This is a genomic window from Nocardia sp. NPDC060255, assembly GCF_042727395.1.
Taxonomy (GTDB): Bacteria; Actinomycetota; Actinomycetes; order Mycobacteriales; family Mycobacteriaceae; genus Nocardia.
This window is the reverse complement of record NZ_JBHXAU010000038.1, coordinates 47,460-65,894: the sequence shown is the minus strand read 5'-3', so window position 1 is coordinate 65,894 and position 18,435 is coordinate 47,460. Positions and strand designations below refer to the sequence as shown.

Sequence of the window (18,435 nt, the reverse complement as noted above, 5' to 3'; positions counted from 1 at the left end):
TGTTGTGGGACAGCGGCGGGTCGATGTGATGTGGTGTATCGGCCGCGGCTGTCGTTTCACCGATCAATAGTAACGACAGTGCGATTCCGGCCGCGAGGGCGCTGCGTCGCATATATGTGGATTCCCGTTCTACCGTCTCGAGCATGTTCGAATCATGACCGAATCCGATATACGCCGAGAATACGCCGGATATACCGGCGCGATTTCCATCCACCGACCTGTGCGTATACGTCGTGTATGCGGCGCGTCGATCCGGCACCGCTACCTTTTGGTTTGTCGGTGCGGTCCACCGGCTCCAGAAAGTTCGCAGAGCGAAAGGGCGAATCATGCCTGACGAGAAGAAGAACAAACACCAGGACGACGAGGTCGAGGCCCACGGCATCGAGGTGGAAGACGACACCGAGGCCTCGGCCGTGCTCGACATCAACAACGGTTGCGGCCGGTAGATCGGTTAATTCTGGTGGCGGGTCGCGCCAACCCTGGCGCGACCCGCTGGTCCATCGGCGGAAGGACGAGTCATGTCGGACGAACAGAAGAGAATCGGCGACCACGACGACGAGCGGCACAATGACAACGAGTCCAACCTCGGCGACGATGTGGAAGCCCACGGCATAGAGAACGACGACGACACCGAATCGTCGGCGTTCGATGTCAATCTCGGGCCGTAATCGACATGGAAATCGAACATCTCGATGTGCACGGAGCACGAGCCGCATTGGTCTGGGAGCCGGATGTCCCGATCGTGTCGACCAGTATTCGGATCGCCGCGGGAAGCCGGGATGATCCCGCGGCGCGCCATGGTCTCGCCCATGTGCTGGAGCACACCATGTTCGCCGGATCGGATTCTCGCGGACGGGGAGAATTCGGGCGTCTGATCGAAACGGCGGGCGGCGTTGTGAACGCCAATACGCTGGCCGACTGGACAACGTATTGGCATGTGGTCCCGGCGGAATCGTTCCCTTTGGTGTTGAAATCGGAGACGGCGCGGTTCGCCGCGGCCTGCGACCGGTTCACCGAGGACAGCGTCGGCGCCGATGCGCAGATCGTGCTCCGCGAGCGTCACCAGCGAGTCTCGTCTCCCGTGTACGGTGATGCCGCTGAGCGGTTGCTCGCGGCGGTTCATCCGGTCGGATCTCCGTATCGGCACCTCCCGGTGGGCGACCCGGAGCATGTGGGTCGCGTCGGCGCCGCGGACTGCCGCGCATTCTTCGAACGAAACTACGTGTCGGAGAACGTCTTCGCGGTGATCCTCGGGCGTTTCGACCGGGCGGCGGCCCGTACGGAGACCGCCGAACTGCTCGGGATGTTCGGCTCGGGAACCGCCCGGGCACCGATTCCCGACGATCGGCGGATGACGACCGTCCGAGTGGTGGTGGCGACCGAAAGCCGCGACCGGGTTTTCCTCGGAGTTCCCCTCGCGCCGATGAACGAGCGGGGATTCGAGCTGGCCGAAATCGGTTCGATTGTGCTGGGCAGGGGCCCGTCGAGCATCCTGGCCCGGTTGCTCGTCCAGGAGTCCGCCCTTGCGGAATCGGTGTCCCTGCGCGTGATTCCGCATCAGTGGTGCGGTTCGCTGGGAATCGTCGAACTCGCCCCACGACCCGGTGTCGGGGTGGAGCAGATCATCGATGGATTCGACGCCGCAATGGATTCGGTGGTCCGCCGCGGCGTCGCGGCCGACGATATCGGGCGGGCACGTGCGGTCTATCTGTCGAGTTGGCTCGCCGAGGACGATTCGCTGCTGCACCGGGCCGACGGGTTGACGCTGTCCATGCAGATCCACGGCGGGATCGACCGATATCTCGAGCAGTCCGGCCGCATCGAGGCGATGACCGCCGATGATTTCCAGCGCGCGGCGCGGCTGTGGAACAGCCCGCGGGCGCGCGCCGAGGTGGTGTACGTCCGATGAGCACACCGCTTCGAAAGCTCCCGTCCCCGCGGGGAATTCGCCTGTTGAAGGGTCCGGCGCGGGCCAGCGGTTACGAGGTCGCCCGTATTGTGTGGCACCTCGATGCGGGCGCGGTATCGGACGGGGACCGAGGTGTGCCGCTGGTGGCGCTCGAGGCGCTGTTGCGTTCGCCGGTCGCCGGAGCGCGACGAACGACCCTCGCCGATCGTGCGGAGGCGCTCGGTGTCCGGATCGAGCCGGGGCTCACCCATCTGTCCTGCTACTGCGATGTCCGAGGGCCACGCGACAGCGTCCGGGCGATCGTTCCCGTCCTCACCGCGTCGATCGGCGCGGCGGGGATCACCGACGAGGCCGCCCGCGCGGCCCGGGTGACGGTCGCGGCCGGTATCGGGGAGCGGGAACGCAGTCTGGCCGATCATGCGCAGCGAGCGCTGTATTCGGCGTTCGTCGGCCCGGACGGCTGGCTCGGCGCGCACAGTGCGGGCACCGTAGAGTCGGTCGCACTGATCGATCGGGTGCGGGCGGAGTCGGCGGCGCGGGACCTCGCCTCGGCGCCGGCCATCAGCGTGCTGTTCTCCGATGATGTGGCCGGTGATCTCTGGTGCGCCGAACTCGCCGGACTCGTCGCCGCGACGGACCAGCCAGGTGTGCTCGAGAGCGTGAATATCCTTCGGGGACAGCCTTCTTCGCGCATCGAGCGGCATCTGCGCGGCCCGCGCGGGAGCCACCTGCTTTGGGGGTGCGTCACCGGGGTCGACGGGGTCGCGGACCAGGTGGCCCTGGAGATCGCGACCCATGCGCTCGGCGGCACGACGACGGCCAGGTGGCAGCGGCTGTTCCGGGAGCAGCTCCGCTACACCTACGGAATGACGGCCACCTGCCGGATCATTCGGGTGGGCACGCGTGAATACGGTCTGGTCACCCTCGGCACGGCGCTGATCGATGCGGATCGCGCGGCCGTCATCGAACTGCTCGATCGGCAGGTGCGGCGACTCCTGGCCGACGGACTCACGCCGGACGAATGTGCCAGCAGTGCAAGGCAATTGCTCGCCGCCGAACCGCTCGGCGCCGTCTCGGCCCGGATCTTCGTTGCGCGGGCGGCACAACCGATCCAAAACGGACTCGACCCGGCGAATGCCGCGCAGCGACTCGACTGCCTGGCCGCAGCGGATCCGGACGATGTCAACGACCGACTGGGGCGGCTGATGGAAACGACGGTGATCGCCAGCGTCGTAGGAGAGGTGAGCTCGACATGACAACCGTGTTCGACACCACGCACACCGACGAGCCCGCGGCCCTCGGACCGCTACGCACGGTGGACCCGCTGATCGTCGAAGCCTCCGGGGGCGGGTTCCGTATCTCCAGCCCGCGCTGCGAGAAACGGCTCAGGGTCGCGCCGTACATCGTAGAACTTCTCGTCGCCGCCCGAAACGGGCTCGGCAAGAACGACTTCCGGTCCGACACCGAGGGGCCCATCCGGTTGCTGACCGAATACGGATACCTGGTCACGGAGAATCCCCCGACCCCGTCCCCGTGGGACACCTGGGGAACCACCGCCTGGACATTCCACCAGCGGGTCCGGGATACGCCGTTCATCGACAATACGTCGCCAACGGCGACGGCCGCATATCTGGAGAAGGTGTCGCGTAGACCGCGTCCGTCGAGCTTCCGGGTGCGACCCGACGCGCGAATTCTGTTGCTGCCCAGGGTCAGGGTGCGCTGCGATGTGCGCTATCTCGATGTCGTGCAGGCACGGCGCACCCATCGGCACTTCGACGGTGAGCCACTGGATCTGGACCGCTTCTCGGACATGTTGCACTACACCTTCGCCCCGCTGCGCTTCGCGGACGCGGGCGCGCTCGGTGTGCTGCAGCTCAAAGCGGCCGCCTCCGGTGGGGCGCGGCACGAGTGCGAGGCCTTCGTCCTCGCCCTCGATGTCGACCAGGTGGCGCCCGGTCTGTACGCCTACGACGGTGTTCGGCACGGTCTCGTCCCGATCGATGCCACGGTCACCCGCGACCAGGCCGAGTGGCTGACCCACGGGCAGGGCCTGTTCCGGACCGCGGCGTTCGGCGTGTTCACTGCGGCGGTCGCCGACCGCATGGCCTGGAAATATCTCAACGCGCGTGCCTACAAACTCATGCTGCACAACGTCGGCCATATGGCACAGGTGTTCTCGATGACCGCGGCCGCACTCGGTCTGGGCGCGGCGATCACCGGGGCCATTCGCGATACCGAAGCCGATCGGCTGCTCGGGCTCGACATGCCCAGTGAATTCACCACTTTCGCCATGGCGTGCGGCGTGCCGCTGCTGCGTGCCGACGGTCTGCCACTGTCGATCAAGCTGCCGTCGACCGCTCCGGAGATGTACTGATGGACGCGCCCACAGTCGGTCTGCGGGGCAACCGGAACTGGCAGAAGCTCTGGCTCGGTCAATTGATATCGGTATTCGGCGATTTCGTATTCGACATCACCCTCGTGCTGTGGGTGGGCAGCGTGATAGCCCACGGACGGTCCTGGGCGCCGCTGGCCGTGAGCGGGGTGCTGGTCGCGGCGGCGATACCGATCGTCGTCGTCGGCCCGATCGCCGGGGTGTTCGTCGATCGCTGGGATCGGCGGCGCACCATGATGATCGCCGATCTGCTGCGCGCCGGCCTGATCGGCGTCCTGGTCGTCGTCGCGATCATGCGCACCGTTCTTCCGGTCTGGGCGACGTTGGCGGCGGTGTACGCCGTCGTCGCCGCGACCGCCGCGGTGGCGCAATTCTTCAATCCGTCCCGGTTCGCGACGGTCGCGGCGGTTGTCGCGGAGCAGGATCGGCCCCGGGCCTTCGGGCTGACGTCGGCCTCCGCCAACGCGGCGGCGATTCTCGGCCCGCCGCTCGCGGCGCCACTGCTGTTCTCGATGAGTGCGGTGTGGGCGCTCGTGGTGAACATGGTGTCGTTCCTGATCTCCTACGCGCTCATCCGATCGACCGCGCTGGCCCCGCAGCAGGATTCGATCGACAAGGGCACGAAGAATTTTCGTGCCGAGTTCGCCGACGGGGTGCGATTCGTCTCCGCCAGCCCGATCCTGCGGCTGATCCTCGTCACGGTGTTCCTCTACATGTTCGGCGTCGGCGCCGTGAACGCGCTTCAAATCTTTTTCGTCGGCGAGAACTTGCGGGTCGATCCGAGCTGTCTCGGCGTGCTCGAGGGGGCCTTCGGGGCGGGCAGCATCATCGGGGCACTCGCGACGCCGCGACTGGTCTCCCGCATCGGCGAACGGCGCGTGTTCGCCTTCGGTGTGCTCGCCACGGCACTTGTCGCCTTCGCGTACTCCCGGTCGACCTCGCTGTACTTCGCGATCGGCATGCTCGGACTGGTCGGAATCCCGGTCGCGGCCGTGAATGTCGCGCTGAGTCCCATCATCCTGCGGGAAGCGCCGAACCGGTTGATCGGCAGGGTGAACGCGGTGCTCAACCCACTGGTCTATCTGGCCTCGGTGTCCTCGATGGTGCTGGCCGGAATCGTGGCCAGTGGTTTGCCGATCGACTTCCGATGGAGTCTGTCAGGAATCGAATTCCATCGCGTCGACACCATTTTCGCATTCTGCGGGCTGCTGATGCTGGTGGCCGGATGCGTGGTGACGGCCCGGATGACATCGCTCCCGGAAACGGGAGCGACAGATAATTCACGAGCCGCCGTGGTGGGCGGCGACGCACGAATCGAAACGAACGGACAATGACATGAACATGGTAGCCAGCCGCTATCTGGTCGTCGGTGATCGCACTTACCGTCGCGCGGACGATTCCATTGTCCGCGTAGGTTTTTCGTCCCGCACCGGTAAAGCGTTCTCGATGGATCGCGACACCGCCGATCGGCTGCGGACCGGGCACATCGAAGCTATCGCACCGGCCACGCTCGCGGAGTTGACGCGCCTCGGCGTGGTCGTCGACGCGTCGCGCGACGAACTCGACGACGTGCTCGCGGTGTTCACCGATGCGCGTGAGTCGCGGCGGCGCAGGACATTCGCGATCATGCCGACGGCGTACTGCAATATGGGCTGTTCGTACTGCGGTCAGGAGCATTTCCGAACCCGGCACAATCCCGAGCGGACCGAGCGGCTGGCGCGCCGGGTGGAGGCGGTGATGGAGGCTCCGGAAACCGAACTCGTGACCGTCAATTGGTTCGGCGGTGAGCCGCTGCTCGCCTATCGACTGATCATCGAGATGAGTGAACGGTTCGTCGCGAAGGCGGCGGAGACGAGCACGGAATATCACGCAAGGATGCCTACCAACGGCAGCCTGATCAGCGTCCGGAAACTGACCGAACTGCACGAGAGATGCCGCCTGCGTCACGTCGACATCACCATCGACGGACCGCAGGAGATTCACGACCGTCGGCGAATCCTCAAGAATGGCATGAATTCCTTTCACAAATGCGTCGCAGTACTCGCGGAGATCGCGCGCGAGGACCTGATTCCCGGACTGCGCGTCAACATCCGCGTCAACGTGGACAACGAGAATGAGCCGCACATTCCGCGGCTGCTCGACGATCTCGCCGCCGCGGGGCTGAATGTGCCGAGATTCACCGTACAGTTCGCGCCGGTGCACTCCTGGGGTAACGACGTCTCCAACGTGGAGCTCGGGATCAGGAGCTTCGCCGAGCGCGAGCTTGCCCTGCTGCGGACGGTGGCGGACATGGGATTCTCGCGCGCGGTGCTGCCCGGCGTGAAATCCTCGACCTGCCTGGCCACCTCGCGGGGCGCCGAATTGCACGATCCCACCGGAAAGGTGTACTCCTGCACTGAATATCCGCTGGTGCCGGTGGTGCGCGATACCGGAGTCCTGGCGCGGACGGAGGATCTCGTCGGCGCGCAGCCGCGTCCGGTCGGGCCGTTCGACGACTGGTACGACCAGGTGGCCGACGAAGCGCAGTCCTGCCATCGCTGCCCGTTCCTCCCGGTGTGCGGCGGCAGTTGCCCCAAATTGTGGCGCGAGGGTCATCTGCCCTGCCCCAGTTTCAAATTCAATTTCCAGGATCGGCTGCATCTGCATGCCACCGGCGCCCTCGGTCTGCGGCCCCTACCCGAGGTGTCCGGTGCGAGTAATTAAGTTCGCCCACACCTCGATCGGCGCCGCGTTTCCGCTCGAACGGATGGCTTCGCCGCGCCGCGCGGACCGCGACTGGGCCATCGGGCGTGGCAGCGGCGGCGGCGTGCGGGTCTGCGTCGTCGACAGCGGAGTCGATCGCCACCATCCGCTGCTCGGCGCCCCGGCCGACTCGTACGGCATCGTCGAGCGGAACGGTGGCTGGGGCGTCGAACCCGACGACGGCGGCGATCCCACCGGACACGGGACCGCGTGTGCCGGAATCATCCGGGCCGTCGCGCCGGAGTGCGAGCTGACCAGCCTGCGAGTGCTCGGTGGCAATAACCGGGGCAGCGGCGCGGGTCTGTTCGCAGGGTTGCGCTGGGCGGTGGAACAGGGTTTTCCCTTGATCAGCCTGAGCCTGTCCACCCAGCGCAGCGCCGTGAAGGAAGCTTTGCACGACCTCACCGATCAGGCCTACTTCGACGGCGTGACCTTCGTCGCGGCCGCGCACAACAGTCCGGTGTCGAGTTATCCGTGGCGATTCTCCTCGGTGATCTCGGTCGGTTCGCACAACCATCAGGATCCGCTGCGCATCGAGACGAATCCGAATCCGCCCGTCGAATTCTTCGGTGCGGGCGTGCGTATCCGGGTGGCCTGGCCGGACGGCGGCACCAGGGTGGTGTCCGGCAACAGCTTCGCGACGCCGCACATCACCGGTATCTGCGCACGAATTCTGGGTGAGCATCCGGAATTCCGCACGACCCAGCTCCGACATGTCCTCTCGGTCATGTCGGACAACTTGGAAGGAGATCTCCCATGAACATCACCGATTATGAGGAGGCGCTGCGTTCAACGGTAAGACTGGCCCGACTATCGTTCTCCTCCGCCGCCGCCTCGGTATTCCTCTATCGCGAGGACCGCAACGCCCTCGTCTTCGAGGCGGCCTCGGGTGCGGGCGAGGATCAGATCATCGGCATGGAAGTGCCCGCTGGGAAGGGCATCGTGGGCTGGGTGGCCAATTCCGGCGAACCCATTATGGTGCGGGAGGTTTCGTCGGACAGCCGCTTCGATCTGCACACCGCCGCGGCGACCGGATACATTCCGGATGTCATCATGGCCATCCCGTTGATCAGGCGCGGCGAGACCGTAGGCGTCATGGAGGTGCTCGATCCGGCGGGGGTGGAGGACGATATCGTGGCCCTGGACATGTTGTCGGAACTGGCCAACCAGGCCGTGCTGATCCTGTCGATGGTGCCGCGCGAATTCTCCCAAACCTTCGCGCAGCGCGCCGCCGCCGCCCGCGAATTCGCCGAACTGCTGGACCGGGTACCCGACGACAAGGTCTCGGAGGTCAGCGGAATGATCGCGGCCGTGGCCGCCGTCATCGCATGAGCGAGGAACGACGACTGGTCGCGGTGTTGTTCGCCGACGTCGTCGGATCGACAGCGCTGGCCGACGGGATGGATCCGGAGGACACCCGCATACTGATGGGTCGCTATTTCGAACATGCGGTGGCGGTGATGGATCGGGAGGAGGGGCGGCTGGAGAAATTCATCGGCGACGCCGTGGTCGCGGTTTTCGGTATTCCGCGGGCATTCGGTGACGAATCCGAACGCGCGGTGGCGGCGGCGCTGAACCTGCTCGAGGCGGTCCGCTCCGACGAGCTCCTCGGCGCGCTGTTCCGGCTCCGGCTCGGAATCAATCTCGGTGAGGTCGTGACCAACCCGGAGTCGCGGGCGGATCATTTTCTGGCGTCGGGGGACACGATGAATACGGCGGCGCGGTTGCAGCAGGCGGCCGAGCCGGACGAGATCCTGGTCTCCGAGCGGGTATTCCTCGCCGCCGACGAGGCTTTCGAATTCGGGCCGCGGCGAGAAGTGCAGATGAAGGGCAAAGCCGCCCCCGTGGTCGCGTGCCGGGTGCTGGGGGCGCGGACCACGAGACGGGTCGAGCGGCCCCCGCTGGTCGGGCGTCGGCAGGAGTTGTTCCGGCTGCGGCATGCGGCTGAGCGAGTCGTCGAACATCATCGCGCGGAACTGGTCACCGTCCTGGCGCCGAGCGGTCTCGGAAAGACCAGGCTGATCGAGGAATTCACCGCGAACCTGCCGCCGCAGCTGGGATTCGAGGTGGTGCGGGTAGTCGTCGCGCAGCACGCCCAGGCGAGCAGCGAGCAGGTGCGATCGCTTATCGGCGGATTGCTCGGGGCCGATGTCGACGCCGCACGAATCCGCCGGGTTTTCGTCGACGCGGGGCACACCATCGAGCGAGCCGACGATTACACCCGCGAGATCATGGCCGCGATGGGCGACGGCGGTCGGATCGGCGCCGACGGTACCGCCATGGCGGCAGCGCTGCGGGTGCTGATCGCGAGCGCGGTACCCGGGCGCAAAGTCGCGGTGCTGATCGACAATGCCCATCAAGCCAGTGACCTTCTGCTCGAAGTCGCCGCGCAGGCCATCAATCAGCGGTTCGATCTCCGGCTGCTCGTGGTGATAGCGGCCCGTCCCGAACTGCTCGATCGCCGACCGGACTGGGGCCGGCGCCGTGATCGCCATACCCTGCTGTCGTTGCCGCAGTTGACCGATGATCAAACACGCAGTATCGCCGCACGCTATCTGACCGGGCGTCCCGCGCGGCTGGTCGATCTGATCGCGACCAGAGCCGGCGGGAATCCGTTCTTCATTCTCGAATTCATCCGCTCCGCGACCCGGGGCGTCGTCGATGCGACGGAGGCGGAGCCGCCGCTTCCCGATACGGTGCATGCCGCGGTCCTGGCCCGCCTGGATCTGCTGACCGCCTGTGCCCGAGACGTTCTGAAACTTGTCACCGTGGCGGACGCGGTACTGCCGACGGACCGCTACGCCGATCTGCTGGCCGAGTGGGGGCGGGCGGAGGTGGACCGTGGTATCCATGAGCTGCTGGCCAAGGATATTGTTCGCGCGGAGCAGAGCGGCCGGTTGATGATCGGGCAGCCGATCGTGCGCGACATCGTCTACGGCGCACTGCCGCGCGCGATGCGCATCGAGTTGCATTCCGGAGTCGCCAGCCTTCTCGCCGGTCTCGATCGGCGAGCGCGGCGACTATCGGTGATGATCGGCAAGCATTATCTGTCCGCGATCGAGGCCAGCCGCCGATCGACGATTCCGATCCGGTTGCCGTTCGAATCCGGCACCGCGGTCACCGATCTGATGACGGCGGCGACCGTATCGAGTAGCGCCGGGCTGGTGGTGGACGCGCAGACCTTCCTCGAGGGTGCGCGGTCCATCGCGGAGCCCGAACGATTACCGGAGCTGTTCGAACTGCTCGGCGCGGTGTCGGGCATCTCGCCGACCGCGGTCACCAGCTACGAACAGGCCCTGCGGCACTTGGCGGAGGCCGGCGCGGGGTGCGGTGACTCCCGCGCGGTCGCGGTCCGGATCCGGCGAAAGCTGTTGCTGCTGTGGTTGCGGTGTGGGCTCATGGCGCGGACGCGAGTCGATCGGGACACGATTCTGCGGCACTACGTCGAGGCCCATCGGCTCGCCGCCGACGGGGCCGACCGGGACGAGACGTTGCGCCTGCGAACGGTCGATCTGTTTCTGTTCTTCGAGCGGCAACCCGTGCAGGTCGTGGACGGCGAATTCGTCGCGCGAACAGATCCCGCGGCGCTGCTCGCCGAGGGCCGGGCCATCGTCGCGCACTTCCTGGCGATCGGCGATGTCGTGGCGGCCAACGAGGCACTGGACGGCTGCCATATCGCCGCCACCCACCTGCACCTGCCCGAGACGGCACTCGAATTCTGCCGCGAGCGGCTGCTGCTGCACGATCTGCCACCGCACGAACTCGGCGACGCCTTGGCGATGCTGGCCAGAGCGCATGCGGCCCTGGGCAATCCGGCCGCCGGGCTGGCGGCGATCGAACAGGAGGCCAACCGTCATCGCGACGGCGACCACGCCCCCTACCTGGCGCACCCGCTGGCCCACGGCATCGCGATCGCCTACGCGGCGGGCGAATGGGCGACCGCGGAACGACTGGGCGCGCGGCTGGCCCGAATCTATGAGCAGACCACCGCCTCGCCGCAGGACGCGGCCCTGTGTGTCGAGGGCTTCTTTGCCCTCGTCCGCATCGCGGTCGCGCGGGAAGACCGCCAGGGTGCCAACGGATTCGCCCGCCTCATTCTCGACTGCCTGCGAACGCTGCCCACCCTGCTCCCCGCCGGCCGCGCCCTGCTGGCATTGGAGCTGCGCGACGGCGCCGATGGCGCCGTCGATGGCGCCGAATTCGGTTCCCAGGCACTTAGTTTCGTGTCCTTCAACAACGAACGCGGCCTGCTCAGCTCGCCCGCCGCCATCGCGGAGGCCGCCGCGAACAGCGCCGCGTACCGCTCCTGCGTCCCCGAAGTGGCGCGAGCGCTGCGCGACGGCGACGATACCGCCCTGGCCGCCTGCATCACTGCCCTCGACGACCTCGGCCGTCTCGTCACCGCGGCCCGGCTACGTCTGGTTCACGCCCAACGAACCGGCGACCGCTCCCACCTCCCTGCCGCGCGTACGACATTGGAACGGTTGCGGGACAGGCGATTCCTGCGGCGGTTGGCTGCGCTGGGTGATCCAAGCCGCGCATAGGCCGTGGAGTAGGAGCAGCGAATCACGGACCTGCGCGGTCTCCGATGTGTTTGCCGTGCAACGACTTCCGGCGACTACCGGACGCCGACTGGTTGACAGCCACCAACGCCGCAGCGAGGAGATCGTCACGCGGCCATACTGTTCGGGGAATCAATGCCTCCATGCGGTGTGGTATAGCTCCGATCGATCTAGCGGCCTGAACACCACGCGCCCGTTCTGGTTGAATCCCCCGTATGGCAACCAGCGTGCGCATCCCCGGCCTAGTGCTCACCGAGCACGAGTTCTTCGTCCCCCTCGACCATTCCCGCCCTGACGGCCCGAAGATCACCGTGTTCGCTCGGGAGATCGCCGATCCGGACGGACTCGGCCTGCCGTTTCTCGTCTACCTCCAGGGCGGGCCCGGGCAGGAGGCGCCGCGGCCGTCGCGCGGGGCGCCGAGCTGGCTGCCGCGGGCGTTGCGGGAGTATCGGGTGCTGATGCTCGACCAGCGCGGCACCGGACGGTCCACACCGGTCGGCACGTTGTCCGGCACTCCGGCCGAGCAGGCCGAGTACCTCACCCACTTTCGTGCTGACGCGATCGTCCGTGACGCGGAGTTCGTGCGGCGGCAACTGGGCGTCGAGAAGTGGAGCGTGCTCGGGCAGTCATTCGGCGGGTTCTGCACGCTCGCATACCTTTCCCACGCTCCCGAAGGCCTGGCCGAGGCCTTCTTCACCGGCGGGCTGCCGCCGATCGCGCGGCATCCCGACGAGGTCTACACCGCGACGTTCGCCAATATGATCGAGCGCAACCGCCAGTACTACCTCCGCTATCCGGGTGATCGCGATCGGGTCGAGGCGCTGTTGCCGATGCTCGACGACGGTGCCGTCGTCCTGCCCGACGGCAGTCCGCTCACCACACGATTGTTTCGGCAGCTCGGGTACGTCCTCGGTGCCGGCGGCGGCGAGGAAACGCTGCATTACCTGCTGGAACGCGACCCGAAGTCCCCCGCCTTCGCGCACGACGTCGCCAACTCACTGCCGTTCATCGCGCGCAACCCGCTGTACTCGGTGATCCATGAGTCGTCCTACTCCGACGGATTCGCCACCGGCTGGTCCGCCGAGCGCGTGCTGCCGGACGAGTTCCGCACCGACCGGACGCTGTTCACCGGAGAGCACGTGTTCCCCTGGGTCTTCGACGACTTCCACGGTCTGCGGCCGATGAAACAAACCGCCGAGCTGCTCGCCGCACACGAGTGGCCGCGGCTGTATGACGCCGACGTACTGCGCAAGTGCACGGTCCCGGCAGCCGCCGCGATCTACGCCGACGACATGTACGTCGAGCGGGCGTTTTCCGAGGAGACCGCGCGGCTGATCCCGACCCTGCGGCCGTGGATCACCAACGAGTACGAGCACAACGGCTTGCGCGCGTCGGGCGACCACGTACTCGGGCGCTTGATCGACCTCGTCCGCGGCCGCATCTGACGGGTCGTCAGGGATACGCGTCACCTTGACTGACGCATCTGCGGCACCCCCTGCTGGACGCGCACGTGGTCAACGCGGTCTAATCTGCTGTCATCGCCTGGTCGCTTCCAGGATCACGAGGGGACTCGGGGTCGGAACGACTCGGTCGAGGTCGAAGCCGTTGTTGTTCAGCAGTATTCGGTACTCGTTCTCGGTGCGTTCCTTGCCGCCGAGCAGGCTCAGCATCACGAGGTCCATGTCCTTCGACGGGTGCGGGACGCCGAGCATGGCGGAGCCGAGCCGATCGCAGTCGTCGCATCGAATTAAGCTGCGGACGTGGCTGAGTGGCAAGCGTTGGGTGACGCCGAGGTCAGTGCGTTGGCCGTCCAACTACTGTCGTTGAACTGGTCGTGGCAGATCTCGGATTTTCCTAAGCTCGCCGCCGAGTTCGGTTGGCAGGTGCAGAGTGTCGAGCCGCGGTCGATAATTCTTGATGTCGGCTTCGGGATGCCTCCGGGCGAGTTCCCCGAGTTTCGACGGTGCGGCTGTTCCTGGTGACCAACGTGTGGCTCGCTCTCCATGACGAGACTGTCGAACTGCAGGAGCAGGGCCTGATATGACCAATGGGACAGGACTATGCGCCTCCATCTGGCCGACGCCCGTCGGGCGGCATGTCGGAACATTGGCCGGGGGCTACCTCGGCGACACTGACACCATGAGTGATGATCAAGCGGCATTGCGGGCCAGTTGGGGCCGGACGGCCGGCCACCTCGACGCCGCTCAGACACTGCTGTCGAATGTGCCGAACGTCGACCTGTCACCAACGCGCGAATTCCTCGAGCACAACGAACTCGGTCTTGCCTTCGACTATCTGGTCTACCTCGGTCACAACCTGGATGTGCCCCAGTCCTACTGGCAGCACCTCGACCGTGCGGCGCATGAAATGCGGCTGTACAGCCCCGAGGCGGACAAGGATCACCAAGCTTCTGCTGAGATCTGCCGACTGCATCTCGAAGCCGAATCCGGGATGGAGTCGCTCTGAGAGGGGTCCATAAATGATCGAGCATTCCGAGGCGCGAAGCGCTGTTATCGACATATTGGGGAACTTGGCCGACCGCGACTTTCAACAGCGTGTCTGGGTGGAACGTCGAGGTGATCCAGATCTGATCGAGAATTTGGACGAAGCGGTGGCAGACCTGTTCGATCTGTATCTTGACGACAAGAATATCGAGCGGTACGTCGGTGCGGTGCTCAGGAACAGTAGCGAGGCCGAAGGTATAGCAGAATTGGCTGGCGTACTACTTCCGCTCTACTCGTCGCTCCCGCCCGGCACCAGCGATGCTGCCGTTATCGCGATGCCTGAGTGGAGCAACGTTGTGGAGACCGCTCGAGCAACATTGCGAACCTTCGCCGAGGAGTAGGGGGCGAGCAGGAGGTGTTCGGCACCTGATAGGTTCGCGCGCATGTCTCGCCGTGACGACAAGACCGTCGGCCTCATCCTGGTGACGTATCAAAGCGCTGAAGATCTGCCGCCCTTCTTGGAATCGCTGCCGGCGGCGGTGGAGCCGCTCACGCTAGACGTGGTCGGCGTCGACAACGTTTCCGCTGATCGAAGCGTCGAGCTCGTCGAGGAATTCGGCGGCACCGTGATCCGCAACAGCGAGAACGTGGGTCTTGCTGCCGCGATCAACCAGGGAGCGGCAGCGACCAACGCGGAATGGATCTTGGTCGCCAACCCCGATACGAGGCTTGCGCCCGGGTCGATCGCCGGACTGGTCGAGACAGCGATGACCGACGACAGAATCGGCATGATCGGCCCGCAGGTGGCCCGGCTCGATGGGACGCCGTACCCGACCGGACGTCGGTTCCCGTCGCTGGCAGTCGGAATCGTGCACGCGCTGCTCGGCGGAGTATGGCCGGGCAATCCCGCCACTCGTCGGTATTTCGGTGAGCCTGTAACCACGGTCAGCGATGTCGACTGGATCTCCGGCTGCTGTATGTTGTTCCGCCGCAGCGCATTCGACGCCATCGGCGGATTCGACACCCGATACTTCCTGTACTTCGAGGAAACCAAAGTCGCACTGGACATGCACCGCGCCGGTTGGCGAGTGGTCCTCGACCCGACCGTCGAGATCCGCCACCGTGAAGGCGGCAGCATGCGCTCAGCACCGTTCCGCAAGATCCGCAGCCACCACCGCAGCGCACTGCGGTTCTACTGCGACTACCACCGACGCTCCCCCTGGTTGGTGTTCGCGCCGGTGGTAGCGGTAGGACTCGTGGTGCGCGGTGTGATCTCGGTACTACGCACCGCCGTCACACAACGCACCACCGCCTAGCCGAACAACCGCCGAACCTCAGCGTGTGGCGCGCAAAAGTGCGAAATCCATAGCCAGCGGCTGGGTTTCGCGGAGATGAAGCCCTGCACTGTCGAGCAGCGCCCGGAACTCGCTCAGGCTACGTTCCCGCCCACCGACATTGCACAGCATGTGCACGTCCCAAGCTGGGGCGAGCGATGGTGAATCATCTTCTGGCAGTAGACGTTCGATCACGTACAGACTGGCGTGGTCCGGCATGGCCGCAGCGCAGCGCTGGAGAATTGCTCCGCAATCGATGTCGTTCCAGTCGTGCAGCACCCGGGACAGGAAGTACAGATCGCCGCCGCCGGGGACCTCCTGGGTGAAATCACCCGCGACCAGCGTTGTACGAGCCAGGCAGCCGGCCCGATCCAACGACGGTCGCGCGACCGCCAAGGTGCCGGCCCGCTCGAACAGCACTCCGTGCGCGTGTGGCGCGGCGCGCAGCAGTCCCGCGAGGAGGGCTCCGTTTCCGCCGGCCACATCGATAATGGTGTGCGCGGCAGTGAGATCGATCAGTTCGTCGATTCGCCCGAAGATCGTCGCGCTGGCCGCCATGGCCGCGTCGAACAGTTCCGCGCGTTCGGGTGCCGCGGCGAAGTATTCGAAGTGATGTTGCCCGAAATGGGTGTCGAAGGCCGGTCGCCCGCTGCGCATGGACTCTTCGAAGTGGCCGAACGACTGGTAGAAGTCGCCGCCGTAGAGCTGGGCCAGTGGATGCAGTGACTGTGGCGCCGACTTCGACAGCAGCGCACCGAGTTCGGTGAGTGCGTATCCCGTCCTGTCGTAGGAGGGCGCCACGATGCCGAGTTCGCGCAGATACCGCAGCAACCGATGCAGCGCGTCGGGGTCGGTGCCGCTGTCGCGGGCCAGCTCGGCGACCGGATAGCCGGGACGCGCGGCGAGCAGGTCGGCCACGCCGAGGGTGGCGGTGGCGGCCAATGCCTGTGTGGCCCAGGCCCCGGTCAGCAGTCGCAACAGGCGGGTCGGGGCGTCGTGGGAAGCGGCCAGGTGAGTGGCCAGCAATCGCGAATGTGTTCCGGTACAAAGCAGTTCCAGCCTCTGGAAGGGGCCGGGGGCGTTGCTCCGGAAGTACAGCACAGTCACGTTTTCGTGCTCGTTGTAGCCACCGCCGTCGCTGTGCAGACCGCCGCCGGTGAGCATGGCCCGCAGCCCGGTGAGCACGATCTCGTCGGTCGACTCGGTGGCCAGGGCGACATGCTGTTCGTGGCCGGCTACCCGTTCGGCGGCGACTATCTCGTCGATCGGGCTGCCCGGCACCGGCAGTAGCGCGAAAACCTCTACGGTGCAGTGGGATTCGTCGGCGGCGAGCACCGGGGCATGCACGATCCGCACATCTAGTCGAGCCGCGGGCCTGCCGTAACGGACGGCCAGCCGCCCACGGACCACCGTGCTGGGTGTGGCCGGCCCGGCAAGGAGTCCGCGCTCGGCGAGGACCTCCGATAATTCGGTGAGATCACGCGGGCTCAGCAAAAGTGCGGCATGCGACAACCGGCATCGGGCGGCGATCGCATCGCGTTCGCCGACGGTCAGCTCGGGCAGCATCGCCTTCAGCGTGCTCTCGGTGTCGTTGCGGCGCAGGAACATTAGCACCGCGTCCAGTTGCTCTAGATCTGCTGCGACCAGACCGGACGAGGTCGTGGAGACGGTCACTGCACGGGTCACGCGCCCTCCTGAGGGGGATTCAGATGCCGACATAGCTATTAGCGAAAACATCTTGATGGGCCCGCGAGATGGCCAGATCGCGCAGCCGCGCCTGTTGCTGTTCGCGCCGTTCGGCGCGTTCGTGTTCGTCGCCGGTCGGCGGATGTAGCAGATCTATCATCCAGCGCGAGAATTCCTGGGCACGCTCGATACGCGGCCGATACTCCGCCGAATACTGTTGCAGCGCAGTCTCATCAGCGTTCCGCGTGGCGTCGATGAGGCCCCCGGCGAGCAGCTGCGCGCCGAAGATGGCCAGGTTGGCCCCCTTGGCCGCGGACGGGCTGATCGAGGTGGCGGCATCCCCGACCAGGAACAACCGGCCGGCTTGGAGCGTGTCCAGAATCTGCGAACGCAGCCGTACCAGCGTGCGTTCGATGATCGGTCCGGTGACCAATGCCGGGCTGCCCGGCGCGGCCAGCCGCCGCTCCAGCTCGGCCCAAATCTGTTGCTCGGTCCATTGTTCGGGGTCCGTGGCCGGATCGCATTGCAGGTAGTACCGGGTCACTTCGGCGGTGCGCGGCATGTGCCCGGCGAACCCCGAGTCGTGCACGCCGTAGATGACCGAATCACTGGCGGGCGGCGCCTGTGCCAGCAGCGCGAGCCAGGTAATGCCGTGGTCGCGAGACGCGGCTTCGGCCGGCACCGCGGTCCGTGCCACCCCGCGCGCGCCGTCGCATCCGGCCAGGTAGTGGCCGGTGTATCGGCGCTCGCGACCGTTCCCGTCGCGAGCCACCACGGTAGGCCTGTCGGTGTGGATGTCGTCGATCCGCTCGACTGTGGTGTCGAATCGCAGTGTGCCGCCTCGGCGCAGGTATTCCTCGACCAGATCGGTGACCAGGTCCTGCTGGGGGTACACGGTGTGCACCCGGCCGCTGCCCAGCTCGCTGTAGCGCAGATCGATACTGCCTGCGGGACTTCGGAATTCGCAACGACCGTGCGTGTGGCCGCGGGCGTCGAGCCCGGCGGCGAGGCCGTGTGCACGCAGGATCGCGACGCTGTCGGGAGCGAGGAACCCGGCCCTGGCCCGCTGCTGTACCTGCACGCGACTGCGCCGCTCCAGCACGATCGAGGCCACCCCCGCGGCCTGCAGGATGTTGGCCAGCACCAGCCCCGCCGGGCCGGCGCCAAGGATGAGCACTGTGGAATTTTGGTGGTTCGCACTATCGAGCACGTGCAGAATCTAGATCATCGCAACGTGATAACTGATGCAAACGCCCGAATGCGAGTTAGCGCATCGGTTGCTACATGGAGGATTTGACAGTCGGCGCGGAGCTGAGAACTGTTCCGGCCGACGTCGATCCGGACTATCCGGACGATCCGGGCTGTC

At 66.2% G+C, this 18,435-nt stretch carries 17 protein-coding genes; 14 read left to right on the top strand and 3 right to left on the bottom strand.

Translation table 11 applies throughout. The annotated features are described in order from the left end of the window. Nucleotides 1-518: 518 nt before the first annotated feature. The 10 genes from ACFWF1_RS41080 (at nucleotide 519) to ACFWF1_RS41035 (ending at nucleotide 13,050) form a co-directional block, all read left to right on the top strand. On the top strand, nucleotides 519-668 hold the full coding sequence (locus tag ACFWF1_RS41080) for a hypothetical protein (RefSeq protein WP_379283624.1): 150 nt from the start codon (nucleotides 519-521) through the stop codon (nucleotides 666-668). A gap of 5 nt (nucleotides 669-673) precedes the next feature. Continuing rightward, the gene (locus ACFWF1_RS41075; protein ID WP_379283623.1) at nucleotides 674-1,909 is read left to right on the top strand and encodes a M16 family metallopeptidase; all 1,236 of its coding nucleotides are present in this window, start codon (nucleotides 674-676) and stop codon (nucleotides 1,907-1,909) included. Continuing rightward, the gene (locus tag ACFWF1_RS41070) at nucleotides 1,906-3,165 is read left to right on the top strand and encodes an insulinase family protein (protein WP_379283622.1); all 1,260 of its coding nucleotides are present in this window, start codon (nucleotides 1,906-1,908) and stop codon (nucleotides 3,163-3,165) included. Before ACFWF1_RS41075 ends, ACFWF1_RS41070 begins: the two co-directional genes overlap by 4 nt. Beyond that, complete coding sequence (locus ACFWF1_RS41065; protein WP_379283621.1) at nucleotides 3,162-4,283, top strand: SagB/ThcOx family dehydrogenase; 1,122 nt, start codon at nucleotides 3,162-3,164, stop codon at nucleotides 4,281-4,283. The genes ACFWF1_RS41070 and ACFWF1_RS41065 overlap by 4 nt, the downstream gene beginning before the upstream one ends. Further along, entirely contained in the window at nucleotides 4,283-5,635 is a 1,353-nt protein-coding gene (locus tag ACFWF1_RS41060) for an MFS transporter (protein WP_379283620.1), read from the top strand. The genes ACFWF1_RS41065 and ACFWF1_RS41060 overlap by 1 nt, the downstream gene beginning before the upstream one ends. Nucleotide 5,636: 1 nt before the next feature. Further along, a complete protein-coding gene (locus ACFWF1_RS41055) occupies nucleotides 5,637-7,004 on the top strand; it encodes a radical SAM protein (RefSeq protein WP_379283618.1) in 1,368 nt (455 codons plus the stop codon). Beyond that, the gene (locus tag ACFWF1_RS41050; RefSeq protein ID WP_379283616.1) at nucleotides 6,991-7,803 is read left to right on the top strand and encodes a S8 family serine peptidase; all 813 of its coding nucleotides are present in this window, start codon (nucleotides 6,991-6,993) and stop codon (nucleotides 7,801-7,803) included. The genes ACFWF1_RS41055 and ACFWF1_RS41050 overlap by 14 nt, the downstream gene beginning before the upstream one ends. Then, nucleotides 7,800-8,375 carry a GAF domain-containing protein gene (locus ACFWF1_RS41045; protein ID WP_379283615.1) on the top strand — a complete coding sequence of 192 codons (576 nt, stop codon included), beginning with the start codon at nucleotides 7,800-7,802 and terminating at the stop codon, nucleotides 8,373-8,375. The genes ACFWF1_RS41050 and ACFWF1_RS41045 overlap by 4 nt, the downstream gene beginning before the upstream one ends. Next, nucleotides 8,372-11,587: an adenylate/guanylate cyclase domain-containing protein gene (locus tag ACFWF1_RS41040; protein ID WP_379283614.1), complete on the top strand. Its 3,216-nt coding sequence runs from the start codon at nucleotides 8,372-8,374 to the stop codon at nucleotides 11,585-11,587. Before ACFWF1_RS41045 ends, ACFWF1_RS41040 begins: the two co-directional genes overlap by 4 nt. Before the next feature lie 233 nt (nucleotides 11,588-11,820). Beyond that, the gene (locus ACFWF1_RS41035) at nucleotides 11,821-13,050 is read left to right on the top strand and encodes an alpha/beta fold hydrolase (RefSeq protein ID WP_379283613.1); all 1,230 of its coding nucleotides are present in this window, start codon (nucleotides 11,821-11,823) and stop codon (nucleotides 13,048-13,050) included. A 90-nt stretch (nucleotides 13,051-13,140) separates the two neighbouring features. On the opposite strand, the gene ACFWF1_RS41030 is transcribed toward ACFWF1_RS41035, so the two are convergent. Next, complete coding sequence (locus ACFWF1_RS41030) at nucleotides 13,141-13,419, bottom strand: hypothetical protein (RefSeq protein ID WP_379283932.1); 279 nt, start codon at nucleotides 13,417-13,419, stop codon at nucleotides 13,141-13,143. On the opposite strand from ACFWF1_RS41030, the gene ACFWF1_RS41025 reads away from it, so the two are divergent. From ACFWF1_RS41025 to ACFWF1_RS41010, 4 genes are all read left to right on the top strand, one after another. Then, entirely contained in the window at nucleotides 13,366-13,587 is a 222-nt protein-coding gene (locus tag ACFWF1_RS41025; RefSeq protein WP_379283611.1) for a DUF6301 family protein, read from the top strand. The genes ACFWF1_RS41030 and ACFWF1_RS41025 overlap by 54 nt on opposite strands. Before the next feature lie 157 nt (nucleotides 13,588-13,744). Next, nucleotides 13,745-14,071, top strand: coding sequence for a MafI family immunity protein (locus ACFWF1_RS41020; protein WP_379283610.1), 327 nt, complete (start codon nucleotides 13,745-13,747; stop codon nucleotides 14,069-14,071). A 13-nt stretch (nucleotides 14,072-14,084) separates the two neighbouring features. Then, nucleotides 14,085-14,450 carry a hypothetical protein gene (locus ACFWF1_RS41015; protein ID WP_379283609.1) on the top strand — a complete coding sequence of 122 codons (366 nt, stop codon included), beginning with the start codon at nucleotides 14,085-14,087 and terminating at the stop codon, nucleotides 14,448-14,450. A 42-nt stretch (nucleotides 14,451-14,492) separates the two neighbouring features. Beyond that, nucleotides 14,493-15,365, top strand: coding sequence for a glycosyltransferase family 2 protein (locus tag ACFWF1_RS41010; RefSeq protein WP_379283607.1), 873 nt, complete (start codon nucleotides 14,493-14,495; stop codon nucleotides 15,363-15,365). Nucleotides 15,366-15,383: 18 nt separating this feature from the next. On the opposite strand, the gene ACFWF1_RS41005 is transcribed toward ACFWF1_RS41010, so the two are convergent. After that, nucleotides 15,384-17,069, bottom strand: coding sequence for a methyltransferase (locus ACFWF1_RS41005; protein ID WP_379283606.1), 1,686 nt, complete (start codon nucleotides 17,067-17,069; stop codon nucleotides 15,384-15,386). Between the two features lie 19 nt (nucleotides 17,070-17,088). After that, nucleotides 17,089-18,246, bottom strand: a complete 1,158-nt coding sequence (locus ACFWF1_RS41000) for a 4-hydroxybenzoate 3-monooxygenase (RefSeq protein ID WP_379283604.1) — start codon at nucleotides 18,244-18,246, stop codon at nucleotides 17,089-17,091. Between the last annotated feature and the right edge of the window lie 189 nt (nucleotides 18,247-18,435).